Source organism: Pseudomonas sp. LG1D9 (genome assembly GCF_002949995.1).
GTDB classification, from domain to species: Bacteria; Pseudomonadota; Gammaproteobacteria; order Pseudomonadales; family Pseudomonadaceae; genus Aquipseudomonas; species Aquipseudomonas proteolytica.
On sequence record NZ_CP026881.1, the window covers coordinates 2,198,886 to 2,221,875 of the forward strand.

Annotated in this window: 20 protein-coding genes, 1 pseudogene and 1 riboswitch; of the genes and pseudogenes, 15 read left to right on the forward strand and 6 right to left on the reverse strand. The window is 55.3% G+C overall.

Annotated elements, in window-relative coordinates; all coding sequences use genetic code 11:
- Nucleotides 1-85 precede the first annotated feature (85 nt).
- Nucleotides 86-553, reverse strand: a complete 468-nt coding sequence (locus tag C5F71_RS10570; protein ID WP_071489354.1) for a helix-turn-helix domain-containing protein — start codon at nucleotides 551-553, stop codon at nucleotides 86-88.
- A 278-nt stretch (nucleotides 554-831) separates the two neighbouring features.
- Between C5F71_RS10570 and C5F71_RS10575 the strand changes: the two genes are divergently transcribed.
- The 4 genes from C5F71_RS10575 (at nucleotide 832) to C5F71_RS10590 (ending at nucleotide 3,434) form a co-directional block, all read left to right on the forward strand.
- Nucleotides 832-1,383: a hypothetical protein gene (locus tag C5F71_RS10575; RefSeq protein ID WP_071489355.1), complete on the forward strand. Its 552-nt coding sequence runs from the start codon at nucleotides 832-834 to the stop codon at nucleotides 1,381-1,383.
- A 255-nt stretch (nucleotides 1,384-1,638) separates the two neighbouring features.
- On the forward strand, nucleotides 1,639-2,040 hold the full coding sequence (locus tag C5F71_RS10580) for a hypothetical protein (RefSeq protein WP_104911098.1): 402 nt from the start codon (nucleotides 1,639-1,641) through the stop codon (nucleotides 2,038-2,040).
- Nucleotides 2,041-2,091: 51 nt separating this feature from the next.
- The gene (locus tag C5F71_RS10585) at nucleotides 2,092-2,556 is read left to right on the forward strand and encodes a hypothetical protein (RefSeq protein ID WP_104911099.1); all 465 of its coding nucleotides are present in this window, start codon (nucleotides 2,092-2,094) and stop codon (nucleotides 2,554-2,556) included.
- A gap of 263 nt (nucleotides 2,557-2,819) precedes the next feature.
- Nucleotides 2,820-3,434 carry a hypothetical protein gene (locus C5F71_RS10590; protein WP_104911100.1) on the forward strand — a complete coding sequence of 205 codons (615 nt, stop codon included), beginning with the start codon at nucleotides 2,820-2,822 and terminating at the stop codon, nucleotides 3,432-3,434.
- A 125-nt stretch (nucleotides 3,435-3,559) separates the two neighbouring features.
- Here the strand turns inward: C5F71_RS10590 and C5F71_RS10595 are convergent, their stop codons facing one another.
- The gene (locus C5F71_RS10595; protein ID WP_104911101.1) at nucleotides 3,560-4,102 is read right to left on the reverse strand and encodes a hypothetical protein; all 543 of its coding nucleotides are present in this window, start codon (nucleotides 4,100-4,102) and stop codon (nucleotides 3,560-3,562) included.
- Between the two features lie 652 nt (nucleotides 4,103-4,754).
- Between C5F71_RS10595 and C5F71_RS10600 the strand changes: the two genes are divergently transcribed.
- The 5 genes and pseudogenes from C5F71_RS10600 to C5F71_RS10625 all read left to right on the forward strand — a co-directional run.
- Nucleotides 4,755-6,167, forward strand: coding sequence for an integrase (locus C5F71_RS10600; RefSeq protein ID WP_104911102.1), 1,413 nt, complete (start codon nucleotides 4,755-4,757; stop codon nucleotides 6,165-6,167).
- Between the two features lie 326 nt (nucleotides 6,168-6,493).
- Nucleotides 6,494-8,086 carry a hypothetical protein gene (locus C5F71_RS29275; protein ID WP_256588126.1) on the forward strand — a complete coding sequence of 531 codons (1,593 nt, stop codon included), beginning with the start codon at nucleotides 6,494-6,496 and terminating at the stop codon, nucleotides 8,084-8,086.
- Complete coding sequence (locus tag C5F71_RS29280) at nucleotides 8,086-10,044, forward strand: hypothetical protein (RefSeq protein WP_256588127.1); 1,959 nt, start codon at nucleotides 8,086-8,088, stop codon at nucleotides 10,042-10,044. The genes C5F71_RS29275 and C5F71_RS29280 overlap by 1 nt, the downstream gene beginning before the upstream one ends.
- Complete coding sequence (locus C5F71_RS10620) at nucleotides 10,041-10,439, forward strand: hypothetical protein (protein WP_007246729.1); 399 nt, start codon at nucleotides 10,041-10,043, stop codon at nucleotides 10,437-10,439. Before C5F71_RS29280 ends, C5F71_RS10620 begins: the two co-directional genes overlap by 4 nt.
- A gap of 437 nt (nucleotides 10,440-10,876) precedes the next feature.
- A pseudogene (locus C5F71_RS10625) lies at nucleotides 10,877-11,632 on the forward strand (cation:proton antiporter); the annotation flags it as partial.
- On the opposite strand, the gene C5F71_RS10630 reads toward C5F71_RS10625, so the two are convergent.
- Both C5F71_RS10630 and C5F71_RS10635 read right to left on the reverse strand, forming a co-directional pair.
- Complete coding sequence (locus C5F71_RS10630; RefSeq protein WP_029297381.1) at nucleotides 11,626-12,513, reverse strand: formate/nitrite transporter family protein; 888 nt, start codon at nucleotides 12,511-12,513, stop codon at nucleotides 11,626-11,628. The pseudogene C5F71_RS10625 and the gene C5F71_RS10630 overlap by 7 nt on opposite strands.
- An 85-nt stretch (nucleotides 12,514-12,598) precedes the next feature.
- The gene (locus C5F71_RS10635) at nucleotides 12,599-12,997 is read right to left on the reverse strand and encodes an acyl-CoA thioesterase (protein ID WP_029297383.1); all 399 of its coding nucleotides are present in this window, start codon (nucleotides 12,995-12,997) and stop codon (nucleotides 12,599-12,601) included.
- A 198-nt stretch (nucleotides 12,998-13,195) separates the two neighbouring features.
- Nucleotides 13,196-13,303, forward strand: a riboswitch (S-adenosyl-L-homocysteine riboswitch).
- Nucleotides 13,304-13,324: 21 nt separating this feature from the next.
- On the opposite strand from C5F71_RS10635, the gene ahcY reads away from it, so the two are divergent.
- The 4 genes from ahcY (at nucleotide 13,325) to C5F71_RS10660 (ending at nucleotide 18,793) form a co-directional block, all read left to right on the forward strand.
- A complete protein-coding gene (gene ahcY, locus C5F71_RS10640) occupies nucleotides 13,325-14,734 on the forward strand; it encodes an adenosylhomocysteinase (protein ID WP_029297385.1) in 1,410 nt (469 codons plus the stop codon).
- A 178-nt stretch (nucleotides 14,735-14,912) separates the two neighbouring features.
- Entirely contained in the window at nucleotides 14,913-15,758 is an 846-nt protein-coding gene (metF, locus tag C5F71_RS10650; RefSeq protein ID WP_029297387.1) for a methylenetetrahydrofolate reductase [NAD(P)H], read from the forward strand.
- 127 nt (nucleotides 15,759-15,885) lie between these two features.
- Entirely contained in the window at nucleotides 15,886-16,689 is an 804-nt protein-coding gene (locus tag C5F71_RS10655; protein ID WP_104911106.1) for an ABC transporter substrate-binding protein, read from the forward strand.
- 223 nt (nucleotides 16,690-16,912) lie between these two features.
- Nucleotides 16,913-18,793, forward strand: a complete 1,881-nt coding sequence (locus C5F71_RS10660; RefSeq protein ID WP_029297392.1) for a DEAD/DEAH box helicase — start codon at nucleotides 16,913-16,915, stop codon at nucleotides 18,791-18,793.
- 420 nt (nucleotides 18,794-19,213) lie between these two features.
- On the opposite strand, the gene C5F71_RS10670 is transcribed toward C5F71_RS10660, so the two are convergent.
- Both C5F71_RS10670 and C5F71_RS10675 read right to left on the reverse strand, forming a co-directional pair.
- Nucleotides 19,214-19,792, reverse strand: a complete 579-nt coding sequence (locus C5F71_RS10670; RefSeq protein ID WP_104911107.1) for a YceI family protein — start codon at nucleotides 19,790-19,792, stop codon at nucleotides 19,214-19,216.
- 32 nt (nucleotides 19,793-19,824) lie between these two features.
- Nucleotides 19,825-20,376 carry a cytochrome b gene (locus tag C5F71_RS10675; protein WP_092231075.1) on the reverse strand — a complete coding sequence of 184 codons (552 nt, stop codon included), beginning with the start codon at nucleotides 20,374-20,376 and terminating at the stop codon, nucleotides 19,825-19,827.
- 274 nt (nucleotides 20,377-20,650) lie between these two features.
- On the opposite strand from C5F71_RS10675, the gene C5F71_RS10680 reads away from it, so the two are divergent.
- Nucleotides 20,651-22,057 (forward strand): adenosylmethionine--8-amino-7-oxononanoate transaminase, encoded by a 1,407-nt coding sequence (locus tag C5F71_RS10680; RefSeq protein WP_104911108.1) that lies wholly within the window; start codon nucleotides 20,651-20,653, stop codon nucleotides 22,055-22,057.
- 162 nt (nucleotides 22,058-22,219) lie between these two features.
- Nucleotides 22,220-22,939, forward strand: a complete 720-nt coding sequence (locus C5F71_RS10685) for a 16S rRNA (uracil(1498)-N(3))-methyltransferase (RefSeq protein WP_104911109.1) — start codon at nucleotides 22,220-22,222, stop codon at nucleotides 22,937-22,939.
- Nucleotides 22,940-22,990 lie beyond the last annotated feature (51 nt).

Here is a 22,990-nt window from a genome sequence, read left to right on the forward strand (position 1 = left end):
GCTCGCCTATTTTAGGTGTATGGCTGGGCAACTAGATAGCGACTTCTGGCTAGCCTGAATCGTCGATATCTGGCGAACTGCAGGCTCAGGTATTCCAGTATTTCTGGACGGTGCTCCTGGCAAGCCCGAGCCTTTCCGCAATTGTTTTCTTGTCGAGACCTTGTGCCTTCAGGGCCCGGACACTTTCAGCATTCAACGGCTGCTTGGGTTTTCCTTGGGAACGCTTAATCAGCTTACCGCCACTGAATTGCTCCTCGACCAACTGCCACCCACCTGTCGCCTCAAACTCTCGGACTCTCAAGGCCGTGCGCTGCAATACATTCGATGGAGGCTCATTCCCCTGAGCCGCTAAGGCTAACGTGACCATGGTTAGGAGGTCGAGCCCAAGGTACTCAGCGATCTCGTCGAGCTTTTCGAGCGTCGGATTCGCTCGTGCTTGCTCAAGCATTCCAACGTAAGTCCTGTGGGTTGCCCCTGCCAGTTCGTCGTAGCTCAAGCCTTGATGAGCACGTGCTCCACGCAACGCCGCCGCTAGCGCCTCTTTCAGTTGCATGAGCAGGATCCTCAAAACTGAGGATAGAGCCACGACGGGCACGTTTCGATAAACAGATCATAATGATATTATCGTGACATATCGGTAGCTAGGCGGCTGCTTGATCACGACGGCGCGATATTCGGCATAGCATCGCAAGGGACATCTCAAGGGCGCCACGCTCGTCTGATGCGTCATTGAGTCAACGCTTATGAACCGCATAAGCCCGCTTGCGTTCAGCATCGATCAGTGTCTAGCCATGACTGGGATAATTTTTGTGAAGGCAGGGATAGGTAGTAATGAAGTTTGATTGCGTGAAATTTTCAGGAAAGGTTGACTACGTTCGGTCTGTAAACCCCATAAGCGGTGGTCATAAAATCAAGATCAGCTTGGATGGCGCGGTGATTCCGAATCTCCAGGTCTCCAACAAGCTCTATGAAGAGCTAGAAGCAGGTGAAACTGCGACCCTCTATGGAATTTTCAACAGGAGTAAGAAAAAAGAGAAAAATCATGGAGTGCTCTACGGCCTGACCCAGCGCGGTGAGAAAATATTTGATACCAGTCAGCGGTTCAAAGTACCTGTCGCTCTTGCAGGATTTGCAGTCATCGCGTTTTGCCTGATGTTCGTAATTGGGTGGGTTCCGTCTTTATTCGCTCTGGGACTCCTGTTTGGGCCTAACCCAGACGTGTTCTCCAACGCCACTGTGCTTGCGCTAGTGGAAGGCAGCTTGGCTGCGCTGTTTTTTCTTTGGCGCTCTCAGGTGATGCTCAGTGCAACGGCGAATCCAGAGGTTTGGGAAAGCATCGACCCTGCGACACTTTCGAGTCGCTTCAGTAAATTTCATAAGTAGCCAACCTGGCGGTACGCTGGGGTACCTGCAACATCGTGCCCCACTCGCTAGAAAGCGCAGCAGGAATTCCAGATTCGCAGCGTGATGCCCTCCATACCATGCGAGCATCTAGCAAGCGGAGCGCGCAGGCGTGCAGGATGAGCGCCCGGAGGGCCGAGACGCAGCTTGCTGTGGCTCGGTTCACACCAGCCATACGCCGTCAGGCGGCACGCCATTACCGCTGCTCAGCTTCGAGCCATCTCAGAGGAATCTGCAATGACCAGTAAGGAGCTCAGCGAGCTTGAGAGAGCAAGACGAAGGGCTCTCTGGGCACTTGCTAGCCTCCATCCTGGTGATTCAATGGCACTAGGTGTCTTAGCCATCCTTGACGATCTCGACAACCAGGAGCGAAGCAGCACAGCCTTCATCCATGAGCCACTCGAGCTCAACAAGGTTCGTCATTCTGCCCTGGTGAAACGCCATCACTCCGGCATCGATATAGTCTTGGAGCAAGAAATCCCGCAGCCCTGGAGAGAGCGCTTTCTGCAGGCCAGCGTTGGATCAACGCGACTCCCCGAAGGCCCATATGCGCACGACTGGCAGAAATTTCTGGTTGAGTGGGAGCGTGAGATGCAGCACCTGCACAATCACCGAGTAGCGCAGGCAGCCAGCGGCTAAAGCGACTGGTTCGGCGTAGCGGAATCGCAATCTTCTAACAGGAGCAGCAGGATGGAACAGCCCTCATTCTTTATCGATTTCGAGGCCTCAGGGATAGCTCCTGATAGCTATCCTATCGAAGTCGCTGTCGTATCGAGTGAGGCCTCCTACAGCTCGCTGATCAAGCCAGCCCGCTACTGGACGCACTGGTCGTTTGATGCCCAAGACATGCACGGCATCTGTCAGGATCAGTTGCATCAGCAAGGTGATCCCGCCGACGTTGTGGCGAGGCATATGAATCAGTTGTTCTCAGGACAAGTGCTATGTAGCGACTCGCCTCAGGACGGTTTCTGGCTCGATGTACTCTACGAAGCAGCAGACCTGATGCCCACCTTCGAGTTGAAGCCTCTGGAGGTGTTTGTGGGACGGGAAGCTGCCAGTAAGATCTACTGCCTACTACCAACCACCACGCACCATCGCGCTCTCGACGACGCAATCGCTTTGATGAACGCCTGCCACGCTTTCTTTCAAACTTAAGCCATCGAATAGGTGGCTAACTCTGTTTGCAATAACAATCAGCTTGCGAGGGACGTCACCTTGGGCAAGACGGTAACATCCCGAAGAATCCTGTGCCTTAGCCAACGATTGCGATAGAAGAATACCCCGCACCTGAAAGAGCAGCGTCAATATATCAATAAAACATTAACCATGTATTGACAGCTCGTTCTTTTTGGGGCTTGCAAGTCGGAGATTTTTGATTAGCATGATTGAGAATAATCGACCGACGAGCTTTTGTGAGAATGAACTACACAGTGTACCCTGCGCAGCAAGCCGAAAAGCCCCTTACTGCAAAAGCTGCAATTGTACATCTGGGAGATCATCTCCAAGCGTTCTTGAATGCAAATAATATTTCAAGCTGGGCACCTACGGATGATTACGTTCTGAGAGAGGATAGAGTAGCTGATGTACTGGTTTGTCTTGGTACTGCTAAAGGAATGAGTATTGCACAAATCAAATACCGAGCCAAAAAGCTCCTTAAGTTAGTTAGGGCTGATGGTAGCCCGATGAAACTTAGCTTTGCTTATGATCTTGTAGCCAACTGCCTCGGATACAAGGCCTTTAGGCATGCACACGTGTGTCGTACGATTGATCATTATGTCGAAAATCTGTGGCCGCTGGATGTGATAAGCAATGGGCTATTATTTAATGAAGGAGAACTTTTGGCCTGGCCTTCTTCATCGACGTCGGAAATGCTGCGGGAGCGGATGCAATTCAATAAGCATCGAGATAGTCTTTATAATGATATTAAAAAGCGAAGTAAAAGAGAAAGGACGCAAAAGGAAAGCGAATATTTACAGATGAGAAGTAAATCGTTGGCGCGCAGAGCAAGCCAGCCAATTGAGCCTCGTGATTAAAGGCTAAAGCAGGCGTGTGCAATTTCGGCCTCAAATGAGCCCCTGTAACTTATCTGCGCCGGGCTGTAAATTTGTAGACCAGGAGCGATGAGCATCATTTGGCGCCAGTAAAACCTGCACTACCTTCAGAGCTCTGCATCCCAAGTATCCATGGCCTTATTCACAGTCGCGTACCAGTGGAGTTCACCACCCTGAAGGGCGTTAGCGACTTGCCTGTGGGTATTGCCGTCGACGCAGGTCGGTAGACTTTCCGAGGTTCCAGAGAAGAGACAAGCCGTCGCGACAGAGTACCTACCGGTATGCGTGGACTGAAGGCACACGTAGCGCACAGTAGCGCCACCAGAAAGCCGACGCCAAGCCACCACCTCAATACAGTCCTGCAGCTCCTCAGCAGACGGGGCAGCCTCCTGAGCCACCTCATCTGTCGCAACTGTTTGGCACGGCCCACTACGTGTTCCTGGGTTGTGAACAAGGTGCTTCAACTGCTCACGTGCGGAGACAATCTGCTCACGGAGCTCTTCTGGGTCGATAGACATGCCGCCCTCTGGTGTCACCCTAAGGGTTTTGAGGCTGTTCGCTGCCTTGATGAATTCGCGCTCACGCGCTTTTTCATGGCCGGTGCGACGGTCGGGGAATAGCCAAGCGATGAATCGCTGGAGAGTGATCATGGATGATCCGGAGGCTGCAATGAAATGAACTGTCGTGAGCACGAAGGCTAACACTTAAATGCGATTTTATAACAAGCCTGTGTATGCGGTGACCGTAGCCGCAGTTCAATGTGCAACATAAGCAGATCACGCAACCAAATGATGCACGCGTCGGTTGCAGTAAGACTGGATCAGCAATCCTACCTGCCTAGTCATAAGGGAAATGAGGTAGGGCTGCAACGCCGATGGCCTCCGTCAGCAAGCCATCTAATGCTGTGACCGTGCAAACGCCCACAGAAAGACAATCAACCCAGAAAAAAATTTACCCATATGTGGGATATAGATATATACCCAAGAATTGACAATATATTTAGGCACTCTTCGCCTTTAAGGTGATGAGGGTATATCTCCCCCTGCCCCAGCAGGCACTGGGCCCGCCTGAGGGTACGCAGAAAACTACTGTCCCGAAATCCCGCCAACCGGCGTTCCCGCAAGACAATAAAATTATATTAAAACTTAACTAATATTGTCATAAGATCATATATTCCTTGCTGGAAAAGCCTATTGCAAAGCTAATGACTCGGCGCTAGCCTCTTCAAACGAATATAAACCTAAGCTACCCGCCGCGAGCACTTTCTCGACTGCGCCCCTTGTGTGTGGACATAAAGAAATCATGAGCAATGCAGGCCTGATCAGAATCGAAAACCAACCTCCGACTGGTAAACTTTCAATTAAAAAGATTGCCAAACTAAAACTACTTCAAGCAGTAGATGTGGAGGAGCGTGAGCTTACGCGCGATCTGACTTCCTGCTCAGACTCTAATACTCATGAAAACCTGTTCCCCTTAATACCGATGGAGAGTGTTGAAAAACAAATTTTCAACCATTTTCCATGCTTGCTGCAGCCGGACGGATCCCCATGGGCACTTGGCAATCTTTACTTGCTCGATCTCGTGGCTACCGGCGCTACCGCAAGTCAGGCGACAGTAGAAAAGCATGCAGCGGCTTTGAAAGACTTCTTTTGTGTCATGTCGGATCTCGGTATTAATTTTTTAAATTTCTCCTTAAGAAAAGCCAAAAGACCCACTTATGCTTACTCGGACTATTACCGGGATGTCGTCAAAGAGTTCCCTAAAGAGGGACAAAAGGCCAACGCAAAGATTCGTAAAGTCATCTCATTCTACCGCTGGTTACGGCACAGAGGATTCGTCCCCGAGCAGGCTATGTGGAAAGAGTCAACAGGATACATACGCATCAAGAACAAAGCAGGCATGTCTTATGACAAGAAGATTACGCGTACTGATCTGACGCTGAAAGTTATCAAAAACCTAGGCCCCAAAGCTCTTAGGGCGTATGACGAGACAGAGCAGAAGGGACTCATCGACACACTGCTCCAGATCGACAATACGGAGATGACCCTAGGTTTTCTTCTTGCACTCCTAACAGGGGCTAGACTTCAAACCGTCTTCACGATTCAAGCGAGCGCTTTGGATGATTATGTTGATGGCGACTATCACCCTGTCGTCGTGGGGGAAGAAGGATTCGCAGACAGTAAGTTTCAGAAGAGATTTGCGGTACTGATCCCTGGATGGCTGGTAGTAGCTCTAAAAACATACCTAGCCTCTGACAGGTACGCCGAACGCAAGGCTAAATCCTTTTACTCTAACAATGATAAAACTTATATATTCTTAGCGAAAACCGGAGCACCATATTACGCTAAAGCTGATGACAGCTTTGCAGGTGACTACCGGAGCCAACGGTTAGGCAAGTCGATTCAAGCTTTTATTTTCCAGCAACTGAACCCAGCGCTATCACACTCAGGGCATACCTTCAAAGTACGCTTCCATAACTTGCGCGCATCCTTTGCTGAGAACGTAGTCACTGAAAATCTCGAGCATCTCAACGCTGGACGTATAACCTGGGCTGACCTACTGAACATTGTCTGTGAGCGGCTCGCCCATGCGAGCACTGAAGAGACTGAAAACTACGTCAACAGTGTACGCAAGAAAAAAATCAAGGCTATCGCTCAAAATCAATTTGAGGCCTATTTGGAATCGCGAATCCAGAACACTTGGGGAGCATCCTAATGCCAGAACATGTTGCATTCGCTCCCTATACAATCGACCTGGACGAATGCAGTTACGACCAGTGTATGCTCTTACTTGACGAAATACCTGTCGAATCATTGCAGCTGTCATTTCGAGATGGCGCTAATGTTCAACGGTTGAATATCGGAGCATATTCATATTGTGTGAGAGTAAAACCAAGACCATACACGCCAGCCCACGTGGATCCCGCAACTACTTCATACAGTAGACTACAGGCCTTATTAAACTGGGCCATCAGCATTGCGGAACTGTTTTACCGCATACTACGGCCATCTTCTGTGTATGAGAGTTTTAATCGAACCAGCATGTTCTTGGACTGGAGTGACTCAAATGGTCACCCCGCAGTGCTCGATAGCATTGAGGACTATCACCTCGCGCTGGTGCAATACTCTCGCCACCTCTGCTTGACAGCTAGTCCCGAGCGGCGAAACACCCCACAGCGCAATCTCTCTGTAGCAATGCAGTCCGCTGAGAAATTTTATCCAGAACATACTGTAAATATCAGTGTAGGCATTCAACATCCTGGATACAGCAAAGAAGAGAAAATAAACACTGAAGTACCTTCCGAGGATGAGTTATTCCCCACCCTTGCAGCTGCACGTGGGCTATTTGACTCAATAAGTGAATTCTTGGGCGGATCACAGCGTGTACCTGTCGCTCTGAAAGGAGCTGGACATACCTATTGGTTTACGTCCTGCTACTACCCTGTGATGTCAGAGACAGCCATTTTACATTACCAAACCAGTAAAACTCCAGGCAGGATTCTCACCTCGGTAAGACGTGATGTACTGAATCACGTTGAAGCAACGGGTGACGACGTTTCAGACGGATTCCGAACCGTATTTGATCGCCTAAACGAAAGGGGCTGGATACAAGACTCAGCAACTATGGACAGATTCATTTCCCTCGACAGAATACTGACCAAGGAAGAGCAGCTGCAGCTCTGTAAGGTTGCTCACGACTGCTTCCTTTTCATGTTCATTTTGTACACTGAAGGTAACGAGTCACCAGTGGGCTCAATACCTTGGGATGCAATGTCATCCGTCGAAACTGTTGTTCAAAGTTTTCGAACGATAAAATGGCGCAGCCATACCGAGCTAGACTTGTCATTCGAGACAAAATTTCTAGTTCACTTTCGAGCATATCTGCGAATTAGGGAAATCCTGGTTGAAGGTCACGACTTCGGCTTTTTATTTGGCACATTTGGTCGCAAAGACAGCCCGCTCCCTCTAAACAATGGATACTCTTCAATCGTAGGAAGTCAGCTCAGGCGCCTAGTGGATCCCAATCTCATTATTTTTGGATTTCGAGAGCTCCGGGCGTTCCATCACCATTATAAAACAACCAATCATGGTATCGATGTCGCAGCAGCAGATGCGCAGCATACTCTGACCACGGCAGTCACCAGTTATCAAGCAGGTAATACCGCAGAAAACATTGCCCAAGCTGGAGCCTTTTTCACCAGTTTTGGGTTAATGCTTGCAACTGTGGAGCAAGAGCGCGCAGTTCAAACCACTCAAGCAGGATCATGTAATGGCCAACTTATACCTGCAAAGCAGTTGGACGAATATTCAATACAGCCAAACTGCCAAAACTTTCTTGGCTGCTTGTTCTGCGAAAGCAATTTAATTCACTTTAACACCGAAGATGCACACAAGCTGTTGAGCATGGCCTACATAATTGAACAGCTCCAACTTATACAAATCAACCCAAAGGAACACGGACAAGTGTTCGACCTCACATTAAATAAAATCCACTGGATCATTGGAAAAATGGTAGCCAATGCTTCGTTGGCGCAAAAAATTTCGGACATCCGGATTGATGTTTACGAACATGAAAATCTTACTCCCTACTGGCAAAACAAGCTAAGAATACTTTCTGAAATAGGGGTTCTGTAATGCAGTTCGCAAAGTTTTTCCTTACTGAGTATTTAGACACCGAGCACACCCCTTGGTCGGCGCTAGCTGAGGACTATGTTTATCCTTCGGATAATTTTGTGGTTGCGTACCTGCCTGATGGTACACCAGTTGAATTTAGCGATAATACTTGGCCGCTTCAAGGGCGCGAGCGAGGAATATCCCAAAGGAAAGTCATTTATCTGGGGTACGCTGGAGAACAAACCGATGCGGACTGGGGAATCAATATTAAGCAATCCAAAAGCATTCTACTTGCATTGGACAGACATGCCTTCAAATCCCCCGGTACGCCGCTAGGTGTCGACTCAATTAACAGGTACAACCTTGTATTGCAGAAAACTCGAATGTATTGCTATCAACAATGCATTTCTGTTTTCCAAGCTTTATCATCAGCCGAGCATGTGCAAGGCATCCATAAGCTATGCCTTGAAACAGCTAAAAGCAATGCAGCAGCACTTGAAGATCTGTTGCCGAAAATCTCGATGCTCCCTTTCCAGTATCTAGGTTTTAAGCCTGCGACTGCTCAGTTCAAACCAGCCTCAACATCTAAAAATACTAAGAATGACCAAACACTGGCGATACCAACCGCCATCTATATAGAACTGCTATTAGGCTACAAAAATAAAATCGCTGACTACATGGAGCATCGCAGTCAGCTACAAGATTTGGCGCAGGTAATATCATGGAATCACCGCCCAGGTGAAACTTCGTCAGAAGTTCAGGGAGAAGCCTTCAAAACCGCCATAGCACGCTGCGACCTCACTGATTACGTAGAAGCCAACAACATTAATGACAAGAAAGAGCTTCTGAGTCATTTCGGCGTCATCAATTACTGCGCCGCAATGTTAATTTACGCGTTTACAGGCATGAGGCGGTCTGAGCTTTACTCTTTGCGACTTAGCGCACTTCGTAAAGACATCAGGGCTGGAGTAGTAATTTCCAGAAGTCTGTACGGATTTACTACCAAACTGCACAAAAGAAGGAAATATGTATCATGGTATTCATCCGCTGATATTGAAATGCCTTTTGCAGCAGCGTCTCACGTCTGCAAAACAATCCTGACTTGTAATGAAATTATTCCTGACGATCAGTATGTATTCATATCAACCGCATATTTTCCTTTCAGCAACACGTTGCTGGATCCAGCAACAATTAACTCGGAAGAACCGGTAGCCGGAAACTATGAACCCTCTCGCTTCCAACGGAGGCTTAGCACACCGCCCATCAGCGCTGAGGATATGAAGGAACTGAAGAACGTTGATCCTTTGCGCATCTGGGATGTTTCCAATGATATCCGCATCGGAAACGCATGGCCACTAAGCATTCACCAATTGCGGCGCTCTACTGCAGTCTACGCGATCAGGAGTGGAATCGTCACGCTTCCAGCCCTCAAGCTCATGCTTAAACACATAAGCATAGTCATGACTAAATACTATAGCGGAGGGTCTATTTACGCACCCGACATTCTCAAAGCTTTTAGTGGCAACAAAGACAGTATGGTTGCTCTTTTTCAAGAGTCTGAACGTCACGTTGCATCTTGGCAATATACTAATGAGGTAGTTATGTCAGAAGAGACTCTCTATGGCGCTCATGGCGCCTGGGCTCAAATCCATGGCAAGAAATCAATGCTCAAGCTGAGCTATGCAGAACGCTTCGAGGAAACAATCAAACGGGTGAAAAAAGGTCAGCTGTCGTACCGCCCCACACCACTGGGCGGCTGCACGTCAAATAGCATTTGCACTAAACGGATCTCCGTTGATCTCCTCGGCTGCGATGGTTGTGCTTCTGCAGTCGTGATCAAACCAAAACTCCTCAAGCTTATTGCCCTTCAGGGCCTGACTGTAGATGCCTGCGTCCAAGGAAGTATGGAGCACACTGCAGAGCTTCAGACGCAGTATGAGCTGTCATCCTTCGCTACTCGCCTGGGGATCCAAGCATGACCGAACTTTGCGACCTAATCATCTTTTGGGATGCTTTAAACCGAATCCTTGCTGGCGAACCACTGATCGTCACTAGAGACATGCCTATCACCTATGACCTGGTCGCGCTTGAGGCTGGGCGAACTAGGGGTTCGATCAGGGCTGATCGCCCCCAATTCGCCGCGCTCAGGCAAGCCATCAGGGACGCAGCGGCAGCGCAGAAGCCCCCTCCAAAGAAAGCTTCCACTCGGCAAGAAAAGGAAAAGCTCAAAGCTAAGAACCAGGAAATTGCCAACCTCAAAAATGAGTGCGACGAAGTTCGAAGCCGCGAGCTGATGCTTGTCCGATACATCGACGAGCTTGAAAGGGAGATTGTAAGGCTGCGTAAGCCAAGGCTGGTAAGCCCCATAGGCTGAGTCTCCAGCAGAGCTTCCGGTGGGCGAATGTTGGGTATTGCTCCCAACATTAGCTCTCCTCTCAGGACGCTGGTAACCCCTTTCTCTCGCATTAGTCCAGTTCTAAGAAGTTTCATAACCAACCTCGCATCGCGCGGTTGATCGCTTTCGCTCGCCGACAATATTCCAGTCCCATTGTGATGCACGGCTCCTCCTGACTCTGAAGAAGTGATCCACGCCCTGGGACGCAGAGCAGCCACAGCACTCATCTAGCCCCCCCATCGACCATCATCTTTCAGCCGTATGACTAGGATCTCTCGTTGCGTCCATGTTTGCGTAATTCTTTCTGGGGCCTGCCCTAACGTGCGCTCAAGCTAGTTGCCACACCTTCATATAGAGAGTGTCTGTCCACATGGTCACATGTACGGCATAGGTTCCATGTGTCCATATAGACCGTATCGCTGTTCAACGACGGTACGGCGGTGGTGGTGTTTACCGTCCTGCTGGGCATCGCGCAGCTCGGCGAGACGCCCACCGTAGGCGCCACTGCCATGCTGTTTGCCCATGAGGCGATTGGCGGCGTGGTGTTTGGCGGGCTGATCGGCTACCTGGTGTACCTGATGATCAAGAGCATCGAGCAGCATCAGATCGAAGTCATGCTGACCCTGGCACTGGTGATCGGCGGCTCGGCGATGGCCTCCGAGCTGCACGTATCGGCGCCGATTGCGATGGTGGTGGCCGGGCTGATCATCGGCAACCTGGGACGCAAGCTGGCGATGAACGACATGACCCGTCGCTACCTGGATGGCTTCTGGGAGTTGCTCGACGACATGCTCAACGCACTGCTGTTTGCACTGATCGGCATGGAACTACTGCTGTTGCCGTTCAACTGGCTACATGTCCTTGCCGCCAGCCTGCTGGCGGTAGCGATCCTGCTGTCTCGCCTGCTGACGGTGGCCCCGGCGATTCTGTTGCTGCGGCGCTGGCGCACGGTGCCGCGCGGCACCATCCGCATCCTCACCTGGGGCGGGCTGCGCGGCGGGGTTTCGGTGGCGCTGGCCCTGGCCTTGCCGTTGGGTCCGGAGCGTGACCTGCTGTTGAGCATCACCTATATCGTGGTGCTGTCGTCGATCCTGTTGCAGGGTTTGAGCATCGGCAGGCTGGTCAAGCGCGTGACCGAGGGCGAGCCCCAGGCCACGCCTGAACATCACTGATCCTTGTCGATCTGCTGCGGATGCCTGGGATCCGCAGCCTTTTTACCCGGCAAGCTGCTTTCGCTGCGAATCTGCGCATGGCTGATCAACGCGAAGATAAAACTGCCGCCGATGATGTTGCCGGCCAGGGTCGGGCCGGCAAATATCAGCCAGAAGTCCTTCCACGGCAGCTCGCCGGCAAATACCAGGTAGGACACCTCCGCCGAACCGACGACGATGTGGGTAAAGTCGCCCAGTGCCATCAGATAGGTGATCAGGATAATGATCCACATCTTGGCGCTTTCCATGGACGGGATCATCCATACCATAGTGGCGATCATCCAACCGGAGACAATGCCCTTGGCGAACATCTGGCCGGTGTCGTTCTCCATGATCTTGCGCCCGATCTCCAAGAAAGCCAGGTCGGTCTTGGTGTCGAAGATCGGTAAGTGCAACATCACATAGGCCACCAGCAAGGTGCCACACAGGTTGCCCACCAACACCACCGTCCACAGCCGCAACAGGCGCCCGGCATTGCCCAGGGTCGGCTTGCTCATCACCGGCAGCACGGCGGTCAGGGTGTTTTCGGTGAACAGTTGCTGGCGCGCGAGGATCACCGCCAAAAAACCCGCGCAGTAGCCCAGGCTGGCGATCACCTTAAAGCCTTCGCCGTCCGGCAGGCGTGAGTTGAGCAACCCCATGGCCATCAATGACAGGCCCATGGTCAGCCCCGCAGCCAGCGCTGACCACCATAACGCCGCGACGCTGCGCTCCAGTTCCTGGTCGCCCTGGGTGCGGATGATTTCATGCAACACAGCCGCCCGGGGCGGCTGGTTTTTGTCCACGTCGTGCTGTTCTTCCTGCGACAGATTGGGAGTCTTGCCGTCTTTTTGCGTGGCCATGGGCGTACCTGAACGAGGGGGCGATTTCAGGTACGACCTGTGCGCCCTCAAGAGCGTTCAATGACCACCGCTACACGGCGGATCGTTACTCGCTGTCGTCCTGGAACTGATCCTTCACGTACTTGATCTCGGTACGCCCGTGGGGCGCCGGCAGGCCGTCTTCGCCGAGGTTGACGAAGACCATTTTTTCCACGGTCAGGATGCTTTTGCGCGTGATCTTGTTGCGCACTTCACAGGTCAGGGTGATGGAGGTGCGGCCAAATTCGGTAGCGGTGATGCCCAGCTCGATGATGTCGCCCTGGCGCGAAGCGCTGACAAAATTGATCTCGGAGATGTACTTGGTCACCACCCGCTGGTTGCCCAACTGGACAATCGCATAGATCGCCGCTTCTTCATCGATCCAGCGCAGCAGGCTGCCACCGAACAGGGTGCCGTTGGGGTTCAGGTCTTCGGGTTTTACCCATTTGCGGGTGTGGAAGTTCATGTTCACTCCAAAGCGTCTTGCGAAATGATGGGCAACATCATGGCAGAGCGCCGGCCCAAGCTCTATGCGCCATTGCCTATCACGGCCATGAGCGATCTTCATGAGCCCGACAGAAAGGCTTGGGAAGTCGGGCGCAGGCGGCTATAATCGCCACCGTTTCAAAACGGTCATCTGCGATTGATACCGTTCTCCCGCCACCTGTCCGAGGGGCGCTGCAGCAGGCCCTGGCCTGTCAGGCTCGGATGGGGCGTTGCCCAGCCAGGTTGTCCTGGTTGGATACTAAACGCACAACGGCGCCCATTCGCACACTACGAATGGAGGCTCTTCATGAGCGCTGTAATCACGCCTGCAGGTTTTACCGACTACAAAGTCGCCGATATGTCCCTCGCTGCCTGGGGCCGTCGCGAAACCTTTATCGCCGAATCCGAAATGCCAGCCCTGATGGGTCTGCGCCGCAAGTACGCCGCTGAACAGCCGCTCAAGGGCGCGAAGATTCTCGGCTGCATCCACATGACCATCCAGACTGCCGTGCTGATCGAAACCCTGGTTGCCCTGGGTGCCGAAGTGCGTTGGTCGTCCTGCAACATCTTCTCGACTCAAGACCAGGCCGCTGCCGCCATCGCCGCTGCCGGTATACCGGTGTTCGCCTGGAAAGGCGAGACCGAAGAAGAGTACGAATGGTGCCTGGAGCAAACCATCCTGAAAGATGGCGCGCCTTGGGATGCCAACATGATCCTCGACGACGGCGGCGACCTGACCGAGCTGCTGCACAAGAAATACCCGGCCATCCTGGACCGCGTCCACGGCGTGACCGAAGAAACCACCACCGGCGTACACCGCCTGCTGGACATGCTGGCCAAGGGCGAGCTGAAAATCCCGGCCATCAACGTCAACGACTCGGTGACCAAGAGCAAGAACGACAACAAATACGGTTGCCGTCACAGCCTCAACGATGCGATCAAGCGCGGCACCGACCACCTGCTGTCGGGCAAGCAAGCCCTGGTGATCGGCTACGGTGACGTGGGCAAGGGTTCGTCCCAGTCCCTGCGTCAGGAAGGCATGATCGTCAAGGTTTCCGAAGTTGACCCGATCTGCGCCATGCAAGCCTGCATGGACGGTTTCGAAGTGGTCTCGCCGTTCATCGATGGCGTCAATGACGGCACCGAAGCCAGCATCGACAAGGCCCTGCTGGGCAAGATCGACCTGATCGTGACCACCACCGGTAACGTGAATGTGTGCGATGCCAACATGCTCAAGGCCCTGAAAAAGCGCGCCGTGGTGTGCAACATCGGTCACTTCGACAACGAGATCGACACCGCTTTCATGCGCAAGAACTGGGCATGGGAAGAAGTCAAGCCACAGGTGCACAAGGTTCACCGTACCGGCGCTGGTGATTTTGACCCGCAGAACGACGACTACCTGATCCTGCTGGCCGAAGGCCGCCTGGTTAACCTGGGCAACGCCACTGGCCACCCAAGCCGCATCATGGATGGCTCGTTCGCCAACCAGGTACTGGCTCAGATCTTCCTGTTCGACCAGAAATACGCCGACCTGTCGCCAGCCCAGAAAGCCGAGCGCCTGACCGTGGAAGTACTGCCGAAAAAACTCGACGAAGAAGTGGCCCTGGAAATGGTCCGCGGCTTCGGCGGCGTAGTGACCCAACTGACCAAGACCCAGGCCGACTACATCGGCGTGACTGTCGAAGGTCCGTTCAAGCCGCACGCCTACCGCTACTGATCGGCCCTGCTGGCGCCGGCTCTTCTGTGGGAGCCGGGCTTGCCCGCGATGCAGGCACCTCGGTATTTGAGCAATACCGTGGTGACACTATCGCAGGCAAGCCAGCTCCCACAGAAAGCCCGGCACCCGCTTCGATTGTGTATGCCTTCCAGGCCTTCGAGTTTCCAAGGGTATTACCATGTCCCAAGACCGTCGCTACAGCTTCGAGTTCTTCCCGACCAAGACCGATGCTGGGCATGAAAAACTGATGGCAACTGCTAAGCAGTTGGCCAGCTACAACCCCGATTTTTTCTCCTGCACCTACGGCGCAGGCGGCTCGACCCGTGATCGTACGATCAACACCGTGCTGCAGCTGGAAAGCGAAGCCAAGGTGCCTGCGGCTCCGCACCTGTCTTGCGTGGGCGACAGCAAGGACGACCTGCGCGGCCTGCTGACCCAGTACAAGGCTGCCGGCATCAAGCGCATCGTCGCCCTGCGCGGTGACCTGCCGTCCGGCATGGGCATGGCCAGCGGCGAGCTGCGCTACGCCAACGACCTGGTGAGCTTCATTCGTGAAGAAACCGGTGATCACTTCCATATCGAAGTGGCCGCTTACCCGGAAATGCACCCGCAGGCGCGTAATTTCGAAGACGATCTCAACAACTTCGTACGCAAGGCCAATGCCGGCGCCAACAGCGCGATCACCCAGTACTTCTTCAACGCCGACAGCTACTTCTACTTCGTCGAGCGCGTGCAGGCCCTGGGCGTGAACATCCCGATCGTGCCGGGCATCATGCCGATCACCAACTACAGCAAGCTGGCGCGCTTTTCTGACGCCTGCGGTGCAGAAATCCCACGCTGGGTACGCAAGCAGCTGGAAGCCTACGGCGATGACGTCAAAAGCATCCAGGCCTTCGGCGAGCAGGTCATCAGCGAAATGTGCGAGACCTTGCTGCAAGGTGGCGCACCGGGGCTGCACTTCTACACCCTGAACCAGGCCGACCCGAGCCTGGCGATCTGGAACAACCTCAAGTTGCCACGCTGAGGCTGCCCGTTGTGCCGTCGCCCCGGATTCCTTGCGGGTCGGCGGCACAATAAAAATTCAGGTTTGCCGCCTGAAGATCCCCGATCCAGAGCTTCTCTTTAACCTGAGACAGTCGTAACCTCAGGGTATGCCCGTCATTCTCCAGTTGTTGACCGCTGTTATTTTCACTTGCCTGAGCCTGACCGCCCATGGCGAGAAACTGCGCATTGTCACCGAACCCTGGGCACCCTACGTCTACGAAGAAAACGGCCAGATGCGCGGGCTCGACTACGAGACCACCATGATCGTGTTCCAGCGCCTGGGGATTGAGGTGCAATGGCAGTTCCTGCCCTGGAAACGTTGCCTGGCCATGCTCGACCAGGGCCTGGCAGATGGCGCGCTGGACATTTTTCACAGCCATGAACGCGACGCAGCACTGCTTTACCCCAGCGAACCGTTGTCCCAGGTTGAGTTTGTGATGTTCTACGCCAACGAGCGCCCGCATCCATTCCGCACCCTCAACGACCTGAAAGGGCTGACCATCGGCACGTCCCCCGGTTACCTATATAGCGCCGGGTTCAGCGAATCCTCCCTGTTTACCCGCGAGCCGGCCCCCAGCCATGAGGCCAACTTCGGCAAGTTGGCCCGTGGCCGGATCGATCTGGTGATCACCGACCGCCGGGTCGGCCAGCATGTGCTCAAGGAGTTGGGCCTGGAGCAACAAGTCACCCAGGCGTCGCCGGTGATCAGCAGCCAGAAGCAATTCCTGGCCGTACGCCGTGGCGCGGGCATGGACCTGCTGGTGCAGCGCTTTGGCGCCGAGCTCAAACGCTTCAAGCAAGAGCCCGCCTACGCGGCCCTGAGTGCAAAATATGCCGGTACCGTGAGCCAAATCGCCCCGTCGCCCCTGCTGGACGACACCGTTGAGCAGCAGGAAAGCAGCGCGCAGTGATTGCTCTGTTATACTCCGGCCTTTCCGCCAGGCTTACGCCCGGCCTCTGTGGTCGTATCACAGGTATCCAACCCCGCTACTGCGCAGCTTTGCAGCCCGCGCGAGCCGTTGGAGTGCCTGCCAACCCCAGCAGGACCGGACGGGATTGCGTTCCTCTAAACGCCATTCGCGCCCGGCAAGATTATCCCTTTGGGCCAAGCCCTAACTACAAACAGGATTACTCATGTCCTTTGCTTCCCTCGGTCTCTCCGAGGCTTTAGTCCGCGCCATCGAGGCAGCGGGCTATACCGAGCCTACTCCGGTGCAACAGCGGGCTATTCCCGCCGTGTTGCAAGGTCGCGACCTGATGGTCGCGGCTCAGACAGGTACTGGTAAAACCGGCGGCTTCGCCCTCCCGATTCTGGAGCGGTTGTTCCCCAATGGTCACCCGGACAAATCCCAGCGTCACGGCCCGCGCCAACCCCGCGTACTGGTCCTGACCCCTACCCGCGAACTCGCCGCACAGGTGCATGACAGCTTCAAGCTGTACGCCCGTGACCTGAAGTTCGTCAGCGCCTGCATCTTCGGCGGCGTCGGCATGAACCCACAGGTTCAGGCCATGTCCCGTGGGGTTGACGTGCTGGTCGCCTGCCCTGGTCGTTTGCTCGACCTCTGCGGCCAAGGCAGCGTCGATCTGTCCCACGTGGAAATCCTCGTGCTGGACGAAGCCGACCGCATGCTCGACATGGGCTTTGTCCATGACGTGAAGAAAGTCCTCGCGCGCCTGCCGGCCAAGCGTCAGAACCTGCTGTTCTCGGCAACGTTCTCCAACGACATCACCGCCCTCGCCGGCAAGCTGCTGCACAACCCCGAGCGCATCGAAGTCACGCCGCCCAACACCACGGTCGAGCGTATCGAGCAACGGGTGTTCCGCCTGCCTGCCAGCCACAAGCGCTCTCTGCTGGCCCACTTGATCACCGCTGGCGCCTGGGAACAGGTGCTGGTGTTCACCCGCACCAAACACGGCGCCAACCGCCTGGCCGAGTACCTGGACAAGCACGGCCTCACCGCTGTCGCCATCCACGGCAACAAGAGCCAGAACGCGCGGACCAAGGCCCTGGCCGACTTCAAGGCCGGCTCCGTGCGGATCCTGGTCGCCACCGATATCGCCGCCCGTGGCCTGGATATCGACCAACTGCCACACGTGGTCAACTTCGAGCTGCCAAACGTCGATGAAGACTACGTGCACCGTATCGGCCGGACTGGCCGCGCCGGTCGTTCGGGCGAGGCCATTTCCCTGGTCGCCCCGGATGAAGAAAAACTGCTGAAAAGCATCGAGCGCATGACCAAGCAGAAAATCGCCGACGGCGACCTGATGGGCTTCGATGCCAGCACCGTAGAAGCCGAAAAGCCGGAAGTGCGCGAGCGTCCGGATGTGCGTAACCCGCGCAACCCACGTGGTCCCAAGGGCGATGGCCCGAACGGCGGCGGTGGTGGCGGTGGTCGTCGCGACAAAGGCAAGGACAAGGGCGGCAAGGACAAGGCGCCTACCAACGGCCGTGGCGAACGCCCAGCCCGCGAGCAAAAGCCCCGCGAAGGCACCCCGGCCCGCGAACAGCGCCAGCCGAGCCAGCCGCCACGCGCCGCAGCCGACCGCGCACCGGACGAGTTCCTCGACGATGATGTGGATAACTTCGGTAACCGCGTTGACTACGTGCCCCAGGCCAAACCGGCCCAGGGCCGTGGTCGCCGCCCAGGTGCCCCGGCACAGGGCGCAGGCGCAGGCGCTCCGCGCACCGGTGGTCAGCCGCAGGGTCGCCAGAATGGTCCACGCAGCAGCAACGGCGCCACCACTGGCACCCCGCCTGCCAAGCGCAATGGTCCGCGTAACGGCGCTCCGCGTGATGGCCAGGCCCGTCGCGAAGAGTCGCGCAACCGCCGCCCTGCCCGTGATGAGCAGCCACGCTCCTCCGAGCCGGCCGTGCAGAACCCGCGCAGCGGCACCACGCCGAAGATTATCCACAAGGAGTCGAAAAGCGATCGCTTCCCGACACCTGAACAGTTGGATCAACTGCCAGGCCGCCCTCGTGGTGAAAAACCAGCGTTGCTGACCCGCAACCGCTGATTTTCATAGCGCCACGAAAAATGCCCCGGTTCGAAAGATCCGGGGCATTTTTTATGGACTGGGCATTGATCAACGGTGGGAGCTGGCTTGCCTGCGATGGCGGTATCTACACAACTTTGCCGCAACGCCTAAATCCAGGCAGATAGCGCCGTTGTGGCGAGCGGGCTTGCCCCGCGCTGGGCTGCGAAGCAGCCCCAAAACCAGCTGCTGCGGTGTATCTGGTACAACGCATTCGGCTTATTGGGGCTGCTTCGCAGCCCAGCGCGGGACAAGCCCGCTCGCCACAGGAAAGTTCGTCAGTTTCTGAAGGCTGTGTAGATACCTATGGCCATCGCAGGCAAGCCAGCCTCCCACATTGACCGCGTTCCAGGCTAAAAAAAACCGGATCTCTCGATCCGGTTTTTTATGCAGCTCGCGAATTTACTTCGTTTTGACACCTTCCAGCGTGATATCCAGGTCTACAGTCTGGGAAGTCGGGCCTGGGCCTTTGATGCCGAAGTCATTCAGGTTCAACGTGGTCGTTGCGTTGAAGCCAGCACGTTCGCCGCCCCATGGATCCTTGCCTTCACCGTTGAAAACGGCTTTGAAGGTCACAGGCTTGGTTACACCGTGGAAGGTCAGGTCGCCGGTCACGTCAGCGGTTTTTTCGCCGGTTGGTTTAACCGCGGTCGAAACGAACTTGGCATCGGCGAACTTGGCAACGTCCAGGAAGTCCTTGCTGGCGATGTGCTTGTCACGTTCAGCGTGGTTGGACCACAGGCTGGCGGTTTTCACGTTGACGGCGATTTTGCTGGCCTCAGGCTTGGCGGCATCCCAGCTGAAAGTACCATCCCAGTCCTTGAACGTACCGTAGATGAAACTGTAGCCCAAGTGGCTGATTTCCCAATCGATGAAGGCGTGCTGGCCTTCCTTGTCGATCTTGTAATCGGCCGCCATCACCTGACCAGCAGACAGCAGAGCAGTACCGATTGCCAGAGCGGCGAGAGTTTTTTTCAACATGCTTTCTATTCCTTGTGAGTCGAGGTTGAACATCAGGCTTTGCGCCCCAGCATACGAACCAGGGTCGCGTCACGATCGATAAAGTGGTGCTTGAAGGCGGCCACGCCATGCAGGCCGGCAAACACCACCAGCACCCAGGCCAGGTACAAATGCACCAGGCCGGCTACGTCTGCCTGGTCCGGTAGACCGGAAACCACGGCAGGAATTTCAAACAGACCAAACACCGGGATCCCGACACCGTCTGCGGTGGAAATCAGGTAGCCGGCAATCATCACGGCAAACAGCCCGAGATACAGGAACGCGTGGCCAAACGCCGCGCCGATCCGGGTCATGCGGCTATAACTGGCCAGCGCTGGCGGCGGTGGGCTGAGCAGGCGCCAGACAATGCGCACCAACATCACCGCGAACAGCGTAATGCCGATGCTTTTATGCAGGTCCGGCGCGTCTTTGCGCCACATGCTGTAGTAATCCAGACCGACCATCCACAGGCCCAGCGCAAACAGACCGAACACCACCAGTGCCACGCTCCAGTGGATAACAATGCTGACCCAGCCGTAGCGGGTCGATGTGTTTCGTAGTTGCATTCCCCAAATCCCGTGAGAGCCGTGCCCAAGACTAGCGTTTTACCTATCGATATAAAGCGGAAAATTTTGCTGTGAAAGATCGATTTATCCGATCTTGAGCCTATGAACAGTAAATTAACTAAGGATTAAGGACTATTGAGCACAAACGTGACAGACCGTCCTGCATTTACTGCCAATTCATGGCTCATGGGTTGTGACACAGCCCGCCATTGCATAGGCTTGCGCGATTGTTTTGCCTGCGCAGGTCGTGGCAGCGCTTCGAGGAGACGCAAAGATGGGCTTGAATAACCAGTGGATGCAACGCGATCTTGCCGTGTTGTGGCACCCCTGCACCCAGATGAAAGACCACCAGCAACTGCCGTTGGTGCCGATCAAGCGCGGTGAAGGCGTATGGCTGGAAGACTTCGAAGGCAAGCGTTACCTCGATGCCGTCAGCTCCTGGTGGGTCAATGTGTTCGGCCACGCCAACCCGCGCATCAACCAGCGCATCAAGGATCAGGTGGACCAACTGGAGCACGTGATCCTCGCCGGTTTCAGCCACCAGCCGGTGATCGAACTGTCCGAGCGCCTGGTAAAGATCACGCCCGAGGGCCTGACGCGGTGCTTCTATGCCGATAACGGTTCGTCGTGTATCGAAGTCGCGTTGAAAATGAGCTTTCACTACTGGCTCAACCGCGGCCAGCCGAACAAGAAGCGCTTTGTCACCCTGACCAACAGCTACCACGGCGAAACCATCGCCGCGATGTCGGTCGGCGATGTGCCATTGTTCACCGAGACCTACAAGGCCTTGCTGCTGGACACCATCAAGGTGCCCAGCCCGGACTGCTACCTGCGCCCCGAAGGCATGAGCTGGGAAGAACACTCGCGCCACATGTTCCGGGCGATGGAACAGACCCTGGCCGACAACCACGACAGCGTCGCCGCCGTGATCGTCGAGCCGCTGATCCAGGGCGCAGGTGGCATGCGCATGTACCACCCGGTATACCTCAAGCTGCTGCGCGAAGCCTGCGATCGCTATGGCGTACACCTGATCCACGACGAAATCGCCGTAGGCTTCGGCCGTACCGGCAGCATGTTCGCCTGTGAGCAAGCGGGCATCCGCCCGGACTTCCTGTGCCTGTCCAAGGCCCTGACCGGCGGCTACCTGCCGCTGGCGGCCGTGGTCACCACCGAAGATGTGTACAGCGCCTTCTACGACGACTACCCGACCCTGCGCGCCTTCCTGCATTCCCACAGCTACACCGGCAACCCGCTGGCGTGTGCGGCGGCCCTGGCGACCCTGGATATTTTCGAAGAAGACAACGTCATCGAGAACAACAAGGCCCTGGCCCAGCGCATGGCTACGGCCACCGCGCACCTGGTGGATCACCCCCATGTCTCGGAAGTACGCCAGACCGGCATGGTGCTGGCCATCGAGATGGTGCAGGACAAAGCCACCAAGACCGCCTACCCGTGGCAGGAACGGCGCGGCCTGAAAGTGTTCGAGCATGCCCTGGAGCGCGGTGCATTGCTGCGGCCCCTGGGCAGCGTGGTGTATTTCCTGCCGCCGTATGTGATCACCCCGGAGCAGATCGACTTTTTGGCCGAAGTGGCCACTGAAGGCATTGATATCGCCACCAACAGCAAAGTCAGCGTGGCAGTCCCGAAAGACTTTCACCCAGGCTTTCGCGACCCCGGCTAACGCCCCCTGTAGGAACCGGCTTGCCGGCGAAAAACGTGAGAGCGCCGCATTCATCCAGGCCCCCTCGTTATCGTTGACCTCCATCGCCGGCAAGCCGGCTCCTACAGGAAAAACGTCGCTCCCGCTGCATAGCAACACACACATTATTTGCAGAGAACAGAAATGAGACTGTCGCGTTTTTTCACCGATACCCCGCTAAGCCTTGGCGACCACGAACTGCCCGAAGCCCAGGCGCATTACATCAGCCGCGTGTTGCGCATGAACGAAGGCGATGCCGTGCAACTGTTCGACGGCTCTGGCCAGGAGTTCCGCGGCACACTGCTGGAAGTCGGGAAAAAACGCGTGACCGTGCAACTCACCGAGGCCTTCGTCGGCCAGGTCGAATCGCCGCTGCACATTCATCTGGGCCAGGGCCTGTCCCGTGGCGAGCGTATGGATTGGGCAATCCAGAAAGCCACCGAGCTTGGGGTCAACGCCATTACGCCGATCTTCAGCGAGCGCTGCGAGGTGCGCCTCAAGGACGAACGCGCCGACAAACGCCTGCTGCACTGGCGCCAGGTGGCGATCAGCGCCTGTGAGCAATGCGGCCGCTCCACGGTGCCGGTGATTCACCCACCGCTGTTGCTAGCCGATTGGTTGAAACAGGCCGAGGCGGATTTGAAGCTGGTGCTGCACCCGGTGGCCGAGCCGCTGGTGAGCCATGCCAAGCCGTCGAGCCTGGCGTTTTTGATCGGGCCGGAGGGTGGCTTGACCGATGGCGAAGTCGAAACTGCGAAACACGCTGGTTTCCACGCCGCACGACTGGGCCCGCGGGTGTTGCGCACCGAGACTGCACCGGTAGTCGCGTTATCAGTCGCTCAACAACTCTGGGGCGACTTCTAACCCTGCATGTAAACCCAATCAAAAATGTGGGAGCGGGCTTGCTCGCGATAG